Source organism: Microbacterium longlingense, from assembly GCF_058349825.2.
This window is the reverse complement of the sequence record NZ_JBYRJA020000005.1, coordinates 43297-60949: the sequence shown is the minus strand read 5'-3', so window position 1 is coordinate 60949 and position 17653 is coordinate 43297. Positions and strand designations below refer to the sequence as shown.

15 protein-coding genes are annotated in these 17653 nt (G+C 68.6%); 9 read left to right on the top strand and 6 right to left on the bottom strand.

Annotated features, from left to right (window positions below; translation table 11 throughout):
* Positions 1-104 precede the first annotated feature (104 nt).
* The 4 genes from uraD to AC3RXY_RS08520 all read left to right on the top strand — a co-directional run bounded on the left by uraD (position 105) and on the right by AC3RXY_RS08520 (position 3518).
* Entirely contained in the window at positions 105-626 is a 522-nt protein-coding gene (gene uraD / locus AC3RXY_RS08535) for a 2-oxo-4-hydroxy-4-carboxy-5-ureidoimidazoline decarboxylase (RefSeq protein ID WP_491510485.1), read from the top strand.
* Positions 623-964, top strand: coding sequence for a hydroxyisourate hydrolase (gene uraH, locus AC3RXY_RS08530; protein ID WP_491510484.1), 342 nt, complete (start codon positions 623-625; stop codon positions 962-964). Before uraD ends, uraH begins: the two co-directional genes overlap by 4 nt.
* 10 nt (positions 965-974) lie before the next feature.
* Complete coding sequence (gene pucL, locus AC3RXY_RS08525) at positions 975-1880, top strand: factor-independent urate hydroxylase (protein WP_491510483.1); 906 nt, start codon at positions 975-977, stop codon at positions 1878-1880.
* A gap of 138 nt (positions 1881-2018) precedes the next feature.
* Entirely contained in the window at positions 2019-3518 is a 1500-nt protein-coding gene (locus AC3RXY_RS08520; RefSeq protein ID WP_491510482.1) for a nucleobase:cation symporter-2 family protein, read from the top strand.
* 81 nt (positions 3519-3599) lie between these two features.
* On the opposite strand, the gene AC3RXY_RS08515 is transcribed toward AC3RXY_RS08520, so the two are convergent.
* Positions 3600-4346: an SDR family oxidoreductase gene (locus AC3RXY_RS08515; RefSeq protein ID WP_491510481.1), complete on the bottom strand. Its 747-nt coding sequence runs from the start codon at positions 4344-4346 to the stop codon at positions 3600-3602.
* A gap of 64 nt (positions 4347-4410) precedes the next feature.
* Between AC3RXY_RS08515 and aceE the strand changes: the two genes are divergently transcribed.
* Positions 4411-7119: a pyruvate dehydrogenase (acetyl-transferring), homodimeric type gene (gene aceE, locus AC3RXY_RS08510; protein WP_491510480.1), complete on the top strand. Its 2709-nt coding sequence runs from the start codon at positions 4411-4413 to the stop codon at positions 7117-7119.
* Positions 7120-7131: 12 nt separating this feature from the next.
* On the opposite strand, the gene AC3RXY_RS08505 is transcribed toward aceE, so the two are convergent.
* Positions 7132-7899: an IclR family transcriptional regulator gene (locus tag AC3RXY_RS08505; RefSeq protein ID WP_491510479.1), complete on the bottom strand. Its 768-nt coding sequence runs from the start codon at positions 7897-7899 to the stop codon at positions 7132-7134.
* Between the two features lie 199 nt (positions 7900-8098).
* Between AC3RXY_RS08505 and AC3RXY_RS08500 the strand changes: the two genes are divergently transcribed.
* From AC3RXY_RS08500 to AC3RXY_RS08485, 4 genes are read left to right on the top strand one after another with little or no spacing between them, the layout of a single operon-like run.
* Positions 8099-9511, top strand: a complete 1413-nt coding sequence (locus AC3RXY_RS08500) for an NAD-dependent malic enzyme (RefSeq protein WP_491510478.1) — start codon at positions 8099-8101, stop codon at positions 9509-9511.
* Positions 9512-9516: 5 nt separating this feature from the next.
* Positions 9517-11118 (top strand): malate synthase A, encoded by a 1602-nt coding sequence (aceB, locus tag AC3RXY_RS08495; RefSeq protein WP_491510477.1) that lies wholly within the window; start codon positions 9517-9519, stop codon positions 11116-11118.
* A complete protein-coding gene (locus tag AC3RXY_RS08490; RefSeq protein WP_491510476.1) occupies positions 11118-12398 on the top strand; it encodes a DUF6986 family protein in 1281 nt (426 codons plus the stop codon). Before aceB ends, AC3RXY_RS08490 begins: the two co-directional genes overlap by 1 nt.
* Complete coding sequence (locus AC3RXY_RS08485; protein WP_491510475.1) at positions 12395-13207, top strand: bifunctional allantoicase/(S)-ureidoglycine aminohydrolase; 813 nt, start codon at positions 12395-12397, stop codon at positions 13205-13207. The genes AC3RXY_RS08490 and AC3RXY_RS08485 overlap by 4 nt, the downstream gene beginning before the upstream one ends.
* A 186-nt stretch (positions 13208-13393) precedes the next feature.
* On the opposite strand, the gene AC3RXY_RS08480 is transcribed toward AC3RXY_RS08485, so the two are convergent.
* The 4 genes from AC3RXY_RS08480 to AC3RXY_RS08465 all read right to left on the bottom strand — a co-directional run bounded on the left by AC3RXY_RS08480 (position 13394) and on the right by AC3RXY_RS08465 (position 17639).
* Entirely contained in the window at positions 13394-14776 is a 1383-nt protein-coding gene (locus tag AC3RXY_RS08480; RefSeq protein WP_491510474.1) for an MFS transporter, read from the bottom strand.
* 160 nt (positions 14777-14936) lie between these two features.
* A complete protein-coding gene (locus AC3RXY_RS08475; protein WP_491510473.1) occupies positions 14937-15566 on the bottom strand; it encodes a hypothetical protein in 630 nt (209 codons plus the stop codon).
* Positions 15567-15593: 27 nt separating this feature from the next.
* Complete coding sequence (locus AC3RXY_RS08470; RefSeq protein ID WP_491510472.1) at positions 15594-16061, bottom strand: MarR family winged helix-turn-helix transcriptional regulator; 468 nt, start codon at positions 16059-16061, stop codon at positions 15594-15596.
* A gap of 105 nt (positions 16062-16166) precedes the next feature.
* Complete coding sequence (locus tag AC3RXY_RS08465) at positions 16167-17639, bottom strand: cation:dicarboxylate symporter family transporter (RefSeq protein WP_491510471.1); 1473 nt, start codon at positions 17637-17639, stop codon at positions 16167-16169.
* Positions 17640-17653: the final 14 nt, after the last annotated feature.

The window sequence follows — 17653 nt, the reverse complement described above, 5'->3', positions numbered from 1 at the left end:
ACGCATGTTGAAATAACAGTTCCGGCATGTGGAAGTACCGTGTGAGATCACGGTGTTCTGCATAGCCTTACACGCCGGATGCCAACATGCGCTGAGGATCGAAGATGTTGCTCACGGAGTTCAACTCCTGCACGCGCGACGACGCTGTCCGTGTGGCCAAGCCGGCCCTGGGCATCGACCGCTGGTACGACGCGATCGTCGACGGCCGTCCCTATGCGTCGGTCGCGGAGCTCGCCGCCGCCGCCATGGAGGCAGCCGCGCCGCTCACGCCCGCCGAGATCGATGCCGCACTCGCGCACCATCCCCGCATCGGGGAGCGTGCCCGCGGCGACAGCGTCGAGGCCGCCCACGCGCGCAACGAGCAGGCCGGTGTCGATGCGGCTGCGGCCGAGGCGCTCGCCGCGGGCAACCGTGCCTATGAAGAACGCTTCGATCGCGTCTTCCTCGTCCGCGCTGCCGGGCGCACCGCCGCCGACATCCTGGCCCTGCTCGAGCAGCGCCTCGGCAACACACCGGAGCAGGAGCGCGCGGTCGTCGACCAGCAGCTGCGCGAGATCGCGGCGCTCCGGCTGGCCGGTGCCATCGAGGATCCCGACTCCGCGACAAGAGAAGGAGCGCACGCATGAGCGTCTCTCACGTGACCACCCACATTCTGGACACATCGATCGGGCGCCCGGCGCCTGGCGTCGCCGTCGAACTCGAGGCCCGAGTCGGCGACGGATGGTCCGGGATCGGTTCGGGCCTCACCGATGCTGACGGGCGGGTGAAAGAGCTGGGTCCCGAGCGGCTGGAGAGCGGTGCATACCGCCTCCGGTTCGACACGGCGGCCTACTTCGCCGGCATCGACACGGACACCTTCTTCCCGGAGGTGGTGCTGACCTTCCTGGTCGACGCCGAGCAGGCGCACTACCACGTGCCGCTCCTGCTCAGTCCGTTCGCCTATTCCACGTACCGAGGAAGCTGAGAAACCGACAATGACCGAGAACAACGTCGTCCTGGGCAACAACCAGTATGGAAAGGCCGAGGTCCGCCTCGTCCACATCGATCGCAGCGCGCATCCGCACCACGAGATCACCGATCTGAACGTGACGTCGCAGCTGCGCGGCGATTTCATCGAGGCGCACACGGTCGGCGACAACGGCAAGGTCGTCGCGACCGACACGCAGAAGAACACCGTCTACGCGTTCGCGCGGCAGTTCGGCATCGACAGCCCGGAGGACTTCCTGCTGCGGCTCGCCGATCACTTCACCGGCTCCTTCGACTGGGTCAGCGGCGGTCGCTGGGAGGCCGAGCAGTTCTCCTGGGACCGGATCCCCGTCGGCGGCACGCCGCACGACCACTCCTTCGTCCGTTCCGGCACGGAGACCCGCACGGCCGTCGTCGTCCGCGACGCAGAAGAGACCACCGTGATCGCCGGCCTCAAGGACCTGGTGGTGCTGAAGTCGACCGGCAGTGAGTTCCACGGTTTCCCGCGCGACCGGTACACGAGCCTGGTCGAGACCGACGACCGCATCCTGGCCACGTCGGTCACCGCCCGGTGGCGCTACGACACCGCCGCCGTCGACTTCAACGCCGTGTTCGCCTCGGTGCGGGAGATCCTCCTCGCCACCTTCGCGGAAACCCACTCGCTCGCGCTGCAGCAGACCCTGTACGCGATGGGAGCGGCGGCGCTGGAAGCACACCCCGAGATCGAGGAGTTCCGCTTCTCGATGCCCAACAAGCACCACTTCCTCGTCGACCTCGCGCCGTTCGAGCTCGACAACCCGAACGAGGTGTTCTTCGCCGCCGATCGTCCCTACGGACTCATCGAGGCCTCTGTGCTGCGCGCGGGCGCCGTCCGCGATCACGGCGCCTGGGTCGGTATCGCCGGCTTCTGCTGATCCGCCAGCTGCGGTGAGCGCAGCCCGGTCGCGTCGGCGTCGACGCCGACGCGACCGGGGGCGCGCCCGCACGGGCCGAGCCGCACCCTTTCCCCTCGACACACCCCTACAGCACGTCACGGACAAGGAGGTCCACCGATGTCTGCCGCATCCCAACGATCCACGAAGGCCGCGCAGGAAGCGCGCCCAGAAGACGAGCGCCTCGGCGTCGGAACCGCGTTCATCTTCGGCCTCCAGCATGTGCTGACCATGTACGGCGGCATCATCGCGCCGCCGCTCATCATCGGCGCCGCCGCCGGGCTCACATCCGCCGAGGTCGGCGTCCTGATCGCGGCCTGCCTCTTCATGGGGGGCATCGCGACGCTCCTACAGACCCTCGGCATCCCGTTCTTCGGCTCTCAGCTGCCGCTGGTGCAGGGAGTGTCCTTCGCGGGCGTCTCGACCATGCTCGCCATCGTCAACCAGGGCGGTGGTCTGCCCGCGGTCTTCGGCGCCGTCATCGTGGCCTCGCTCATCGGTCTCGTCATCGCGCCGTTCTTCGCCCAGATCGTGCGGTTCTTCCCGCCGGTGGTCACCGGAACGGTGATCACGATGATCGGCCTGTCGCTGGTGCCGGTCGCCGCGCGCTGGATCACCGGCTCCAACCCGGAGGCCCCCGACTACGCCGATCCGGTGTTCTTCGGCATCGCCGGGTTCACCCTGCTCACGATCATGCTGCTGAGCAAGCTCGGCAGCGCCACGATCTCGCGCCTGTCGATCCTGATCGCGATGGTCATCGGCACGATCTTCGCCGCTCTCATCGGCCAGGCCGACTTCTCGAAGGTCTTCGAGGGGCCGATCTTCGCGTTCCCGACGCCCTTCGCCTTCGGGCCGCCGACGTTCGAGGGCGCGGCGATCATCTCGATGACGATCGTCGTGCTGGTGATCCTCACCGAGACGACCGCGGACATCATCGCCGTCGGCGAGATCACCGGATCGAAGATCGACCGCAAGCGCATCGCGGCGGGCCTGCGCGCCGATATGGCCTCCAGCGCCGTCTCGCCCATCTTCAACTCGTTCACGCAGAGCGCGTTCGCGCAGAACGTCGGTCTGGTCGCCGTGACCAAGATCAAGAGCCGCTACGCCGTCGCCGCTGGCGGGGTGATCCTGATCGTGCTGGGCCTGCTCCCGGTGCTCGGACGCATCGTCGCCGCCGTGCCGACGTCCGTGCTCGGCGGTGCCGGTCTGGTGCTGTTCGGCACGGTCACCGCCTCCGGCATCCGCACGCTCGGCAAGGTCACGTACGAGGGCAACATGAACCTCATCATCGTGGCGGCGTCGCTCTCGTTCGGCGTCCTCCCCGAGGTGCACCACGGTCTCTACGACAACTTCCCCGACTGGTTCCGCGTGATCTTCGGATCCGGTATCAGCTCGGCGGCGATCATGGCGATCGTGCTGAACCTGCTGTTCAACCACTTCACCCGCGGCACGCCGAAGAACCCCTCGGTGTTCGCCGCCAGCCCGGTGCGGGCGGTGAAGACCGACGTGATCCGTACCCTGCGCGAGGGGGATCGTTACGTGGGCGGCAAGCTGGTCGACGCGAAGGGCCGCACCGTGGCGGTGGTCGACGAAGACGAATCCCCCGGACCGGGGCACTGAGGTCTGATGCCCGGGGGGGATGGCCAGATGCGGACGACGGGGGCTCGGCCCCCGCGTCCGCCGGTCAGCGGCGGGCGGGGCTCAGCCCCGCCCGCCGAAAGGCATGCCCGCGGCCAGGATGGTGAGCCCGGCGATGTTCGCCTCCGCGGGCAGCTGAGCCATGAAGAGCACCGCTCTGGCGGCCTCGGCCACGTCGAACGTGGGCTCGACCCGGCGCGACCCGTCGGGCTGCAGAGCGCCCTCGCTCACGCCGAGGTCCGTCATGAGCGCGGTGCGGGTGTTGCCGATGTCGATCTGGCTGGCGGAGATGCCGTAGGGCCGCCCGTCGAGATCGATCGACTTCGTGAGCCCCGTGATGGCATGCTTCGACACGGCGTACGCCACCGACAGCGGGCGCGGGGCATGCGCGGCGAGCGAGCCGTTGTTGATGATGCGGCCGCCCTGCGGGCGCTGCGCGATCATCGTGCGCATCGCCGCTCTCGCGCACAGCAGCGCGCCGGTCACGTTGACCGACAGCGTCTGCTCGAAGTCCTCCGGGGAGATCTCGGCTGCCGAGGCGGCAGGTCCCAGCACTCCCGCATTGTTGAACAGCACGTCCACGCGTCCCCACGTGGCGGTGACCGCCGCGAACAGCGCGTCGACGTCGCTCTGGACGGTCACATCCGTCGGCACGACGAGCGTGTCCGGGTCTCCGGCCGCCGTTTCCTCGAGGGCATCTGCCCTGCGGCCAGCGAGCGCGACGCGGAACCCGCCGTCGCGCAGGGCATGCGCCGTCGCCCGGCCGATCCCCGATCCGGCCCCCGTCACGACCGCGACTCTTCCGCTCATCGTCGATCCTCCCGATCCTTCTGCACACCGGCAGTCTCATCCATCTAACAAGAAAGGCCGTACCGTGGCTGACAATCCCGCCTCCCTACCCCTTGGCGACCAGAACCTCGATCTCGACCCCGACGAGACCGCGGAGTGGGTGGAATCCCTCGACACGGTGATCGCCCGTCGCGGCACCGCCCGTGGCGAGCACCTCGTCCGTACCCTCTCCGCCCATGCCGGCGTGCGCTCCGAACCGTCCGCGACGACCGACTACGTCAACACGATCGCCGCACCAGACGAACCCGAGTATCCGGGCGATGAAGCCCTCGAGCGCCGTTACCGCGCCTGGATGCGCTGGAACGCCGCGGTCATGGTGCACCGCGCGCAGCGTCCCGGCATCGGGGTCGGCGGTCATATCTCCACCTACGCCGGTGCGGCGACGCTCTATGAGGTCGGCTTCAACCACTTCTTCCGCGGCAAGGAGCACCCGGGCGGCGGCGACCAGATCTACTTCCAGGGTCACGCGTCTCCGGGGATGTACGCGCGGGCCTTCCTGGAGGGACGTCTCAGCGAGGAGGACCTCGACGGGTTCCGGCAGGAGAAGTCCCGGGAGGGGCACGCGCTGTCGTCCTACCCGCACCCGCGTCTGATGCCGTCGTTCTGGGAGTTCCCGACGGTGTCGATGGGGATCGGCCCGATGAACGCGATCTACCAGGCCCAGTCGAATCGCTACCTGCACGGCCGCGGCTTGAAGGACACCTCCGACCAGCATGTGTGGGCGTTCCTGGGTGACGGCGAGATGGACGAGCCGGAGTCACGCGGGCTGCTGCAGCTGGCCGCCAATGACGGCCTGGACAACCTCACCTTCGTCGTGAACTGCAACCTGCAGCGCCTCGACGGCCCGGTGCGCGGCAACGGCAAGATCATCCAGGAGCTCGAGGGCTTCTTCCGCGGAGCGGGCTGGAACGTGATCAAGGTCATCTGGGGCCGGGAATGGGACGACCTCCTCGGCCGTGACGAGTCCGGGGCTCTGGTGGACATCATGAACACCACCGTCGACGGCGACTACCAGACCTACAAGGCGGAGTCCGGCGGATTCATCCGGGAGAACTTCTTCGGACGGGACCCCCGCACCCGCGCGCTCGTCGACGGGCTCACCGACGACCAGATCTGGGGGCTCAAGCGCGGTGGCCACGACTACCGGAAGGTCTACGCCGCCTACGCCGCGTCGCTCGAGCACAACGGCCGGCCCACCGTCATCCTCGTCAAGACCGTCAAGGGCTATGGTCTGGGGCCGCGCTTCGAGGCGCGCAATGCCACGCACCAGATGAAGAAGCTGACCCTGCAGGACCTCAAGGACTTCCGCGATCACCTGCGGGTGCCCATCGACGACGCGCAGCTCGAAGCCGATCCGTATCAGCCGCCCTATTACCACCCGGGGGCGGACGCTCCCGAGATCCGCTACCTGCACGAGCGCCGCCGTGCGCTCGGCGGGTTCGTGCCGGAGCGCCGCGCCGAGCACCCGCCGATCGCGCTCCCCGACCCGCGTGTCTATGAGGTCGCCGCCCGCGGCTCGGGCAAACAGCAGGCGGCGACGACGATGGCGTTCGTGCGTGTGCTGAAGGACCTGATGCGGGACCCGGAGTTCGGCAGGAGGATCGTGCCGATCATCCCCGATGAGGCGCGCACCTTCGGCATGGACGCGTTCTTCCCGACCGCGAAGATCTACAACCCGAAGGGGCAGAACTATCTCGCGGTGGACCGGGACATCGTGCTCTCCTACAAGGAGTCCGACTCCGGGCAGATCCTCCACGTCGGCATCAACGAGGCGGGATCGATCGCGGCTTTCACCGCCGCCGGCACCTCCTATGCGACCCATGGCGTGCCGCTGATCCCGGTGTACGTCTTCTATTCGATGTTCGGCTTCCAGCGCACCGGTGATTCGCTGTGGGCAGCGGCGGACCAGATGTCGCGCGGGTTCCTGATCTCGGCGACCGCCGGGCGCACCACGCTCACCGGTGAGGGTCTGCAGCACGCCGACGGGCATTCCCCGTTGCTCGCGGCGACGAACCCGGCCGTCGTCACCTACGATCCCGCCTACGGGTACGAGATCGGTCACATCATGCGCGCCGGTATCGAGCGGATGTACGGCGCGGATTCGACCGACCGCAACGTCATCTACAACCTCATGGTCTACAACGAGCCCATCGTGCAGCCGGCCGAACCAGAGGGCGTCGACGTGCCGGGCATCCTGGGCGGCATCCACCGGATCGCCCCGGCGGAGGGGGAGGGCCCCCGGGCGCACCTGCTCGCCTCGGGAATCGGCGTGACGTGGGCCCGGGAGGCCCAGCAGCTGCTGCGGGACGAGTGGGGGGTGGCCGCCGACGTGTGGTCGGTCACGTCGTGGACCCAGCTGCGGCGCGACGCTGTCGCCGCCGAGGAGGACGAGTTCCTCGGCCGGGGCTCCCGGGAGCCCTTCGTGCGCCGCCAGCTCGCCGGCGCGCACGGCCCGATCGTCGCGGTGAGCGACTACGCGAAGGATCTTCCCGATCAGGTGCGTCAGTTCGTCCCCAACGACTGGGCCACGCTCGGTGCGGACGGGTTCGGGTTCTCCGACACGCGTGCCGCCGCTCGCCGCTTCTTCAAGATCGACGGGCCGTCGGTCGTGGTGCGAACGCTCCAGCTGCTTGCCGCGCGCGGCGAGGTGGACGCGACCGTTCCCGTGCAGGCGGCCGAGAGGTATCGCCTCGACGACGTGAACGCCGGAACAAGCGGATCGGACGCCGAGTAAGTCGTGCGGTCCTCAGGCGTCCAGTTCGGCGCCGATCGCGGCGGCCGCTGTCTGCAGCAGCGGCACCGCCCTGGCGCCGAACTGGTCGTCGACGCGCGAGATCGGGCCGGAGACCGAGACCGCCGTGGGGGAGGGGGCGTCGGGGACAGCGAGCGAGAAGCAGCGCACCCCGAGCTCCTGCTCCTGGTCGTCGATCGCGTAACCCCGCTCGCGGATCAGGTCGAGCTCGGCGAGCAGATCGTCGATGTTGCTGATGCTGTGCTCGGTCGGCGTGGGCATGCCGGCACGCTCGACGATGCCGCGCACGGTCTCGTCCGGGAGCTGGGCGAGGATGGCCTTGCCGACTCCGGTGTCGTGGAGGTGGGCGCGTCGGCCGACTTCGGTGAACATCCGCATCGAGTGCAGCGAGGGCACCTGGGCCACATAGACGACCATGTCGCCGTCGAGCACAGCCATGTTGGCGCTCTCGCCGAGATCGTCGACCAGTCGCTTCAGCTCCGGGCGTGCGAGCGCCCCGAACTGGCGCGATGCGGTGTCGCCGATGCGGATCAGTCGCGGGCCGAGGGCGTAGCGACGGTTCGGCAGCTGCCGGGCGTAGCCGAGCGACACCAGCGTCCGCAGCAGGCGGTGGATCGTCGGGAGGGGAAGGTCGGTGGAGGCGGCGAGCTGGCTCAGCGCAGCATGACCTCCCGCGTCTGTCAGCAGCTCCAGCAGCTCGAATACGCGTTCGACGGACTGCACGCCGGAAGAGCCGTTCTTCGGGGTCCTGCTCTCAGCCATGGGGGAACCTCCTGGTCTCGTGTCATTCCATCATGCGAGAGCGGGATACCGGCAATCCGCCCCCGGATCAGACGAACGCTTGCGCTTGTTTTCCACAACGTAGATAATAGGCTCCATAATACGAAAGTATTGAGCGATCATCGAAGAGCTCGTGCGTCCCCGCCGCAGGCGTGGCGCACACCTCGAGGAGGAGGAGAACATGGCGAATCCGGGGCCCGGGAACTCGATCACCCTGAGGATCGATGCGCCGTCGAGTTTCAGCGTCACCAGCGAGCTCGCTGTGGCCGCGACAGCGGTGGGTGCAGCCGTCACGGCGCTCGACGTGGTGGAGTCCCACCCGTCGACGATCGTCGTCGACCTCACCTGCAACACCACAGACGCCGATCATGCTGACCGCGTCCGCGATGCGATCGACGCCCTCGAGGGGGTGAAGGTGCGCCTCGTGAGCGACCGCACCTTCCTGATGCACCTGGGCGGCAAGCTCGAGGTCGTGCCCAGCGTCTCGCTGCGCAACCGCGACGATCTGTCCCGCGCCTACACGCCCGGCGTGGCCCGGGTATGCATGGCGATCGCCGAGGATAAGAGCAAGGCGCGCAACCTCACGGTCAAGCGCAACACGATCGCCGTCGTCACCGACGGCACGGCGGTGCTCGGTCTCGGCGACATCGGCCCGGAGGCCGCTCTGCCGGTGATGGAGGGCAAGGCGGCGTTGTTCAAGCAGTTCGCCGGTGTCGACGCGTGGCCGGTCTGTCTCGACACGAAGGACACCGAGGAGATCATCGCGATCGTCAAGGCGATCGCCCCCACTTACGGCGGCGTGAACCTCGAGGACATCGCCGCGCCGCGGTGCTTCGAGATCGAGGCCCGCCTGCGCGAGGTGCTCGACATCCCGGTCTTCCACGATGACCAGCACGGCACGGCCATCGTGACGCTCGCCGCCCTCCAGAACGCGCTGCGGGTCGTGGGCAAGAGCATCGCCGATGTGCGCATCGTGGTCTCCGGTGTGGGGGCGGCGGGCAACGCGATCGTCCAGCTGCTGCTCGCCGAGGGCGCGCAGGACATCGTCGCCTGCGGCCGCGACGGCGCCATTCACGCCGGCGCGGAGTACACCGACCCGCACCGCCGTCGCCTCGCCGAGACCACCAACCCGCGCGGCTTCCAGGGCACGCTGAAGGAGGCGATGGTCGGGGCGGACGTCTTCATCGGTGTCAGCGCGCCGAACGTCCTCGATGAGAACGACATCGCGAACATGGCTGCCGACGCTATCGTGTTCGCGATGGCGAACCCGACTCCCGAGATCGACCCCATCGTCGCGTCACGCCACGCGGCGGTCGTCGCCACGGGGCGAAGCGATTTCCCGAACCAGATCAACAACGTCCTGGCGTTCCCCGGTGTCTTCCGCGGCCTGCTCGACGCGGGCGTTTCCGACATCACCGCGCCCATGCTGGTCGCCGCCGCAGAGGCCATCGCCGCGCGGGTCAGCGAGGACGAGCTCAATGCGAGCTTCATCGTCCCGAGCGTGTTCGACCCGCTCGTGGCCGGTGCGGTCGCCGAGGCGATCGTCTCCGTCGCGGAGGCCGCAGCGACGAGCCCAGCCAGCAGCAAGGAGTGACCACCGTGTCCGCCACCATCACCACCACGCCGTCCGCTGTCGACCGCGCCGCAGAGATCCTGACGCCGGAGGCGCTCGATTTCGTGGCCAAGCTGCACGAGCGCTTCGCCGCGACGCGGGACGAGCTGCTCGCTCTGCGTGTCGAGCGCCGCGAGGCGGCTTCGGCCGCCGGGGGCCTCGACTTCCGCCCCGAGTCGGCCGCCATCAGGGCGGCCGACTGGACGGTCGCACCGGCGCCGGAGGCGCTGCGCGACCGTCGTGTCGAGATCACCGGACCAGCCACCCCCGCGAAGATGGCGATCAACGCCCTCAATTCCGGCGCGCGCGTCTGGCTGGCCGACCTCGAGGATGCCGCGGCGCCGACCTGGTCCAATGTGGTGGACGCGCAGGTCAACCTGTTCGACGCCGCGCGGGGCGCGCTGTCCTACACCGCACCGGACGGTAAGCAGTACCGCCTGCGCGACGACGCCCCGCTCGCCGTCGTGGTCGTCCGGCCGCGCGGCTGGCACATGCCGGAGCGGCACGTCCTGGTCGACGGCGCGCCCGCCGTCGGCGCGCTCGTCGACTTCGGGCTGCACTTGTTCCACAACGCCCGTGTGCTCCACGCGTCCGGCCAAGGGCCGTTCTACTACCTTCCCAAGATGGAGGGGCACCGTGAGGCGCGGCTGTGGAACGACGTGTTCACGTTCGCGCAGCAGGAGATCGGGATCCCGCATGGAACGGTGCGCGCCACGATGCTCATCGAGACCATCCCCGCCGCGTTCGAGATGGACGAGATGCTCTACGAGCTGCGCGAGCACGCATCGGGGCTCAACGCCGGCCGGTGGGACTACCTGTTCAGCATCATCAAGTACTTCCGTGACGCGGGCGACCGCTTCGTGTTGCCCGATCGTGCGAGCGTGGCCATGACCGCGCCGTTCATGCGGGCGTACACCGAGCTGCTGGTGCGCACGTGCCATCGGCGCGGGGCCTTCGCGATGGGCGGGATGGCGGCGTTCATCCCCAATCGGCATGATCCGCAGGTGACCGAGGCGGCGATCGCCAAGGTGCGCGCAGACAAGACCCGGGAGGCGAACGATGGCTTCGACGGATCCTGGGTGGCCCACCCGGATCTGGTCCCGGTGTGCCGCGAGGTGTTCGACGGTGTGCTGGGCGACCGGCCCAACCAGCTCGACCGCACCCGCGAGGACGTCGTGGTCACCGCGGCGCAGCTGCTCGACATCCCCTCCGCCGGGGGCACGGCCACAGAGGACGGGCTGCGAACCAACCTCTACGTCGCGGTCGCCTACATCGCGGTCTGGCTGTCTGGCAACGGAGCCGTCGCGATCCACAACCTCATGGAGGACGCCGCGACCGCGGAGATCTCACGCTCCCAGGTATGGCAGCAGGTGCGCAACCGCACGGTGCTCTCCGACACCGGCCATGTCGTCTCGCCCGAGCTCGTCGAGACGATCCTGGCGGAGGAGGCTGCCCGTCTCCAGAGCGAGGTCGACCCGGCGGCGTTCGATGCCTATTACCGGCCGGCGGTGACACTGGTGCGCGAGCTCTGCCTCGGTGAAGACTACGTCGACTTCCTCACCGCTCCCGCTTACGAGCTGGTGCGCTGATGGGCGCGAAGACCTCGTTGCTCGATCAGGATCTCGCCGGGGTCGATGCCCGCCTCGCCGAGACCGATCAGCTCCTGGCGACCTCCTACCCCGGTGACGACGGGACCCGCCAGCCCGTCCACACCCTCTACGTGCCGGCCGACCGGTTCGACCCGGAGCTTCCACACCGGTTCGGTGCGGAAGCAGCCGCCGCGACGGCGGCATTCGGTGGCACGGCGGCGGTGGCGGAGGCGGTCGGTCTGGGGCACCTCGCCGACGTGCTCGCCCCGCTCGTGGACGCCAAGCTCGCCGCCGAGCCGATCGAGGACCTCCGGCTGGACTTCGAGGACGGCTACGGTGCGCGGCCGGACGACGAGGAGGACGCCGATGCCGTCGCCGCGGCGGAACGCGTCGCCGACGCCGTCGCCGCCGGCACGGCCCCGCCGTTCATCGGCATCCGCTTCAAGTGCTTCGAGGCGCCGACGCGCCGCCGTGGGCTGCGCACGCTCGACCTCTTCGTCACGGCGCTGGCGGGGCGGGGCGATCTGCCGGACGGCCTGGTGCTGACCCTGCCGAAGGTGACGACGTCTGCGCAGGTTGAGGCGATGGTCTCGGTGTGCGAGACGCTGGAGTCCCGGCTCGGTCTTCCGGCGGGTCGCCTGCGTTTCGAGGTGCAGATGGAGACGCCGCAGCTGATCGTCGCGGCGGACGGCTCCGTGCCGGTCGCGGCGCTGCTGCACCGCGCCGGGGGGCGGGTCTCCGCCCTCCACTACGGCACCTACGACTACAGCGCATCCCTCCAGATCGCGGCGGCCTATCAGTCCATGGAGCACCCGGCCGCCGACTACGCGAAGCAGGTCATGCAGGTCGCCGTCGCCGAGACGGGTGTGCGGCTCTCGGACGGCTCGACCAACATCATCCCGGTCGGCGACCCCGACCACGTGGGGGAGGCCTGGCGCCTCCACGCCCGGCTCGTGCGGCGTTCGCTCGAGCGCGGCTACTACCAGGGCTGGGATCTGCACGCCACCCAGCTGCCCACGCGGTACCTGGCGACCTATGCGTTCTACCGTGAGGGGTTCGCGGCGGCTGCGCGTCGTCTGGACAATTACCTGCACGGCGGCGACGCGACGATCATGGACGAACCGGCCACGGCCCGCGCCCTGGCACGTTTCGTCGTGCGGGGCCGGGAATGCGGTGCACTGACGGACGCCGAGGTGACCGCCGCCACCGGCTCATCGCCCCACGAGCTGACCAGGCTCGCCCACCCGAAGCTTGCTGCATCTGAGAAGGAGACGCTATGAGCTACTACACCCCGGTCGGCGGCCTCCCGCCGCAGACCGACCTGCTCACCGACCGTGCCGTCGTCAAGCTGGCGTACACGTTCATCCCGAAGGGTGTGCTGCGTGACATCGTCACCAGCAACCTGCCGGGATTCACGAACACCCGTGCGTGGATCATCGCCCGTCCGACGCCGGCGTCTGCGACGACGTTCTCCCAGCTGATCGTCGAGATCGCGCCGGGTGGCGGAGCCGCCAAGCCGGAGCCGGAGTCGGGCGTCGAGAGCGTCGTCTTCGTCACCGCCGGCGCGCTGACACTCACCCTCGAGGGGGAGACGCACGTGCTCGAAGAGGGCGGCTATGCCTTCCTCCGCCCTGGTGCTGCGTGGTCGATCGCCAATGAGGGCGCCGAGAACACCAGCTTTCACTGGATCCGCAAGGCTTATGAGCCGGTCGACGGCGTTCCGGCTCCGGCCTCCTTCGTCACCCGTGACCAGGACATCGAGCCGGTCGCCATGCCCGACACGAACGGCGCATGGGCGACCACGCGTTTCAGCGATGCCGACGACATCGCCAATGACATGCAGGTGAACATCGTCACGTTCCAGCCGGGCGGCTCGATCCCGTTCGCGGAGACGCACGTCATGGAGCACGGCCTGTTCGTGCTGCAGGGCAAGGCGGTCTACCGCCTCAACGACGACTGGGTCGAGTGCGAGGCGGGCGACTACATGCTGCTGCGTTCGTTCTGCCCCCAGGCCTGCTACGCCGGCGGGCCTGAGCCGTTCCGCTACCTGCTCTACAAGGACATCAACCGCCAGATCCGGCTCACCTGAGCCCTCGCCCGCGCCGGATGCCGCTCACCCTCGGGTGAGCGGCATCCGGCGTTTCCGCGGCGCCGGGCCCCGGCCTGCGCTCGCGGCTGAGGGGATGGCCCGGGCTCTCGGCTCAGCACAGAACGCCGTGTCCGGATGCGTGCGGGTTCCCCGCACGCATCCGGACACGGCGCGTCCGCGCCCCGCTCAGCCGGCTGCGTTGCGCGCGGCCGCCCGCTCCTCTGCGGTCGGGATCTGCTCGATGCGTCCGAGGACGATGATGTAGAAGCACAGACCGATCACGAGCATGATGCCGGCGATGATGAACGCCCAGGCGAAGCTCCCGGTCCACTGCACGATGAAGCCGGTGACGATGGGCGCCGTGGTGCCGATGAGGTTGTTCACGGTGTTCATGACGGCTCCGGTGGCACCCACCGCCCCCTCGGGCGCGATCAGGGCGGGGAGCGAGTTCGTCACGCTGAAGGTGATCGTGATCCCGGTCGTGCCGAGCGTGATCCACACGAGCGACCAGAAGAGGTCCTGCGTGAAGGCGGTGCCGACGATCGTCGTCGCCAGGATCATGCCGCCCACGATGAACAGCCGGCGGACCGCCGTGCTCGATCGGCCGTTGCGGATCATGCGGTCCAGCAGGAAGCCGGGCAGCAGATACTGCACGATCACCGCGAACAGCCAGGGGATCGCGGTGAAGAGGCCGGAGCTGGCGACGTCCATGTTCATCTGCGACTGGAGGAAGCCGGGCAGCCAGGTGAGCAGCATCCACTGGACGTATCCGGCGCAGCCGAGACCCAGCGACATGCCCCACACCTTCCGCTGACGCAGAATGTAGCCGATGTTGGCGAGCGGGTTCGGTCGCGGGGCGTCCTCGTGCTGCGCGCCGCCGTCGAGGATGTGCTTCAGTTCTGCATCGCTCAGCCGGCCCGCGCGGTTCATCTCTTTCGGATCGCGGTAGCGCAGGAAGAAGACGACCGTGAACACGAGGCTGAGCACCCCGATCGCGACGAACGCGCCGCGCCAACCGAAGAAGGCCACCGCGGCACCGACGAGCGGGAAGCCGATCACGTTGGAGAGGCGCTGCCCGCTGTCGAAGATGACCGTTGCCATGCCGCGCTCGCTGCGGGGGAACCAGTAGCTGGTGGTCTTCATGGCGCCGGGGAAGATCGGCGCCTCGGCGAAGCCGAGGATCAGCCGCGCGATGAGCAGCAGGCCCATGCCGCTGATCATCGCGGTGAGGAAGCAGGACACCGCCCACAGCACCGTCGCCACGCGCATGACCCACTTGATGCCGATGCGGTCCAGCAGCATGCCCATCGGGATCTGCATGAGCGCGTACGACCAGCCGAAGCTGCCGAGGATGATGCCGATCTGCCCTTCGGTGAGACCGAACTCGAGCCGCATTTCGTGCTCTGCGACCGACATCGAGCTGCGGTCGATGTAGTTGATCAGCACCGCGAAGAACAACAGGAAGCCGATGCCCCAGCGCACGCGGCCCAGCCGGTGGGCACGCGCGGCCGCCCCGTGAGGAGAGGACGAAGGGGACGTGGACGCGTCGGACGGTTCGACGGAAGACATAGGGCACCTCTCTGGCCCGCCGTCGAGTCGGGTGTGTTCACCGGCCCGCGCGAGCATGCCCGTGAACTGTAGCGTCGGCCTTTGCTCTTCCGCAACAAGAGAGTAATTATCCATAATACGGAAGTAGCGACGCGGTGCCTCCCGGATGCCGGGGGCGGAGTCAGGCGAGCGCGGCGGCCAGAGCGAACAGTGTGTAGAAGATCACCACGAGCCACAGGAAGAGGCGCTCGCACAGTCCGACGACCTCACGCAGCTTCGGCAGCAGCAGGGACGCGCAGAACGTGATCAGCGCGATCAGCGTGAGGGAGTGCAGGATGCTGAGCGCGGTGCCGATCAGGTGCACCGCGGGCGAGGCCGCACTCCGGGTCAGTGCGGCGAGGCGTTCGGTGGGCGAGTACGCGGCGGCGAAGTTCACGATCGCCAGGGCGTAGTGCACGATGCCCGTGACCCCCAGGCCCTTCCCTCGCGGGGGGATGGGGGCGGCGATCATCAGCAACGGCGTCACGGCGGCGATCAGCAGCGTGATCCCCGTGATGATTCGGCCGTCCCACCCCGGCAGGCCGATCAGCACCGTGGCGGCCGTGGCGCCCCACGCGAGTGCCGTGACGACGCTCATGGCGACGTAGAGCCGGTGCGTCGTTCCGTTGGCGTAGTCGCTGACGGTGTCGGAGATGTTGTGCTGTGGCGGGCGCCGGGTGTGCAGATAGGCGAACAGCGCGATGCGCAGCAACCACAGGATGAGCGCGATGAGCGCGATGGCGGGGGTGATTCCGGTGCTGAGGCGGTCCACGATGCTCTCCTTTCCGGGGTGTCGGGATCAGTCGCGGCGAGCCCGAGGGCTCTGTGCCTGAGAGGGCTGTCGCCCGCCGGTGTCGTCTTCGCGAAGGAGCGCGAGGACGCGCAGGAGACGGGCCATCAGGTCGACCGGGTCCTCGCCGGCCTCGCGGACGACATCGTCGAAGGAGGAGCCCAGCGCGGCGGTGGCCTGGCGCAGCAGGAGCCCGCCGCGTTCGGTGGTGACGAGGGCCTTCGCTCTCCCCGATCCCGGGGCTCGGCGGTCCTCGATGAGCTCTGCGTCCATGAGCGCCTTGACGATGCCGCTGGCGCCGGCCTCGGTCACGCCCAGGGCTCCGGCCAGGCGGCGGGAGGCCACGCCGGGGTGCTCGAGGATCACGGTCAGGGCGATGAACTTGCGCACCGTCAGGTCGAACGGGGCGAGCTTGCGCTCCGCGCGGGCATCCATGGTCATCACGAGGTCGTGCAGCACGTAGCTGAGATCGGGCATGACGATGAACTTAATCACTTAAGTTAGTCGTGTCAATCCGGTGGGTGGTGGGCGCACGAGAGAGGGGCCCCCGCTCATCGGCGGAGGCCCCTCTCTCGTGGCTGGTCAGTGCGAGCGACGCTCGGTCGGCTCGTCGACCACCGCGATCTCGGGATACGCCTCGTCCGGGCCGCCGGCGAACTTCGGCAGGGGCTCCTCGCCCGCCTCGATGCGCTCCTGGTTGATGCGCTCGAACTCCTCGTCCTCGCCGAGCATGATGGCGGAGTCCTCGTTGGTGATCGCGCCGGCGAAGGCCGCCCGCATCACCTTCGGATCGAACTGTCCCTCCCACTTGGCCACGACGAACGTCGCGACACAGTTGCCGAGGAGGTTCACGCTCACGCGCATGGAGTCCATCAGGCGGTCGGCGCCCAGCAGCAGGGCGACGCCCGCGACCGGGAAGATGCCCAGGGCGGCGGCCGTCGCGGACAGCGCGAGGAAGCTCGAGCCCGGCACGCCGGCCATGCCCTTCGATGTCAGCAGCAGCACGCCGAGCGCCGCCAGCTGCTGGCCGAGGGTGAGGTCGTGGCCGAACGCCTGTGCGAGGAACAGGAGCGAGATCGACAGGTACATCGCTGCCCCGTCGAGGTTGAAGGAGTACCCGGTCGGCACGACGAGGCCGACCGTGGCACGGGAGCAGCCCGCGTTGGTGAGCTTGGTCATGATGCGGGGCATCACGGCCTCCGTCGAGGCTGTTCCGAGCGCCAGCAGCAGCTCGTCCTTGATGTACCTGATGAACGACCAGAGGTTCACGCCAGCGAAGAACCATGCCACCAGGAAGAGCAGACCGATGAAGATCACGGCCGCTGCGTAGCAGGCCAGGATGAGCATGCCGTAGGTGGCGAGCGTGGCGATCCCGTACTGGCCGATGATGAAGCCCATCGCGCCGAATGCGCCGATGGGGGCGACGCGCATGATCCAGGCCATGATCTTGAAGATCAGCTCGAGGATCAGCTCGAACAGGCTGAGCACCGGCGCGCAGCGCTTCGGGCCGATCACGATGATCGCGGCGCCGAAGAAGATCGCGAAGAACAGCACCTGCAGCAGCTGGTTCGTCGCGAAGGCGTTCACCACGCTGTCGGGGATGACGCTGAGCAGGAACTCCGCCGCGCCCTTCGGCTCGCCCGTCCGTTCTGCGAGCGCGGTGTCGTCGAGCGTCGCCGGGTCGATGTTCAGACCCTTGCCCGGCTGCACGATGTTGGCGACCACCAGGCCGAAGACGAGGGCGAAGGTTGTCGCGGCGGTGAAGTAGGCCAGCGCCTTGATGCCCACGCGTCCCACCGACGAGACGTCCCCGACGGCGGAGATCCCCGTGACGATCACGAGGAAGATCAGCGGCGCGATGATCATCTTGATCAGGCGGATGAATCCGTCTCCCAGCGGCTTGAGCTGCGCGCCGATGTCGGGGAAGAAGTGGCCGATGGCCACGCCGAGCACGACGGCGATCGCGAGATGGAAGAAGAGCGATTTGTAGAACGGCTGCCGTCGGGGGGTGATGCCGATGGTGGATGTCGCCGTATCCGGATCGGTGAGCTTCATCGTGGGAGACCTCT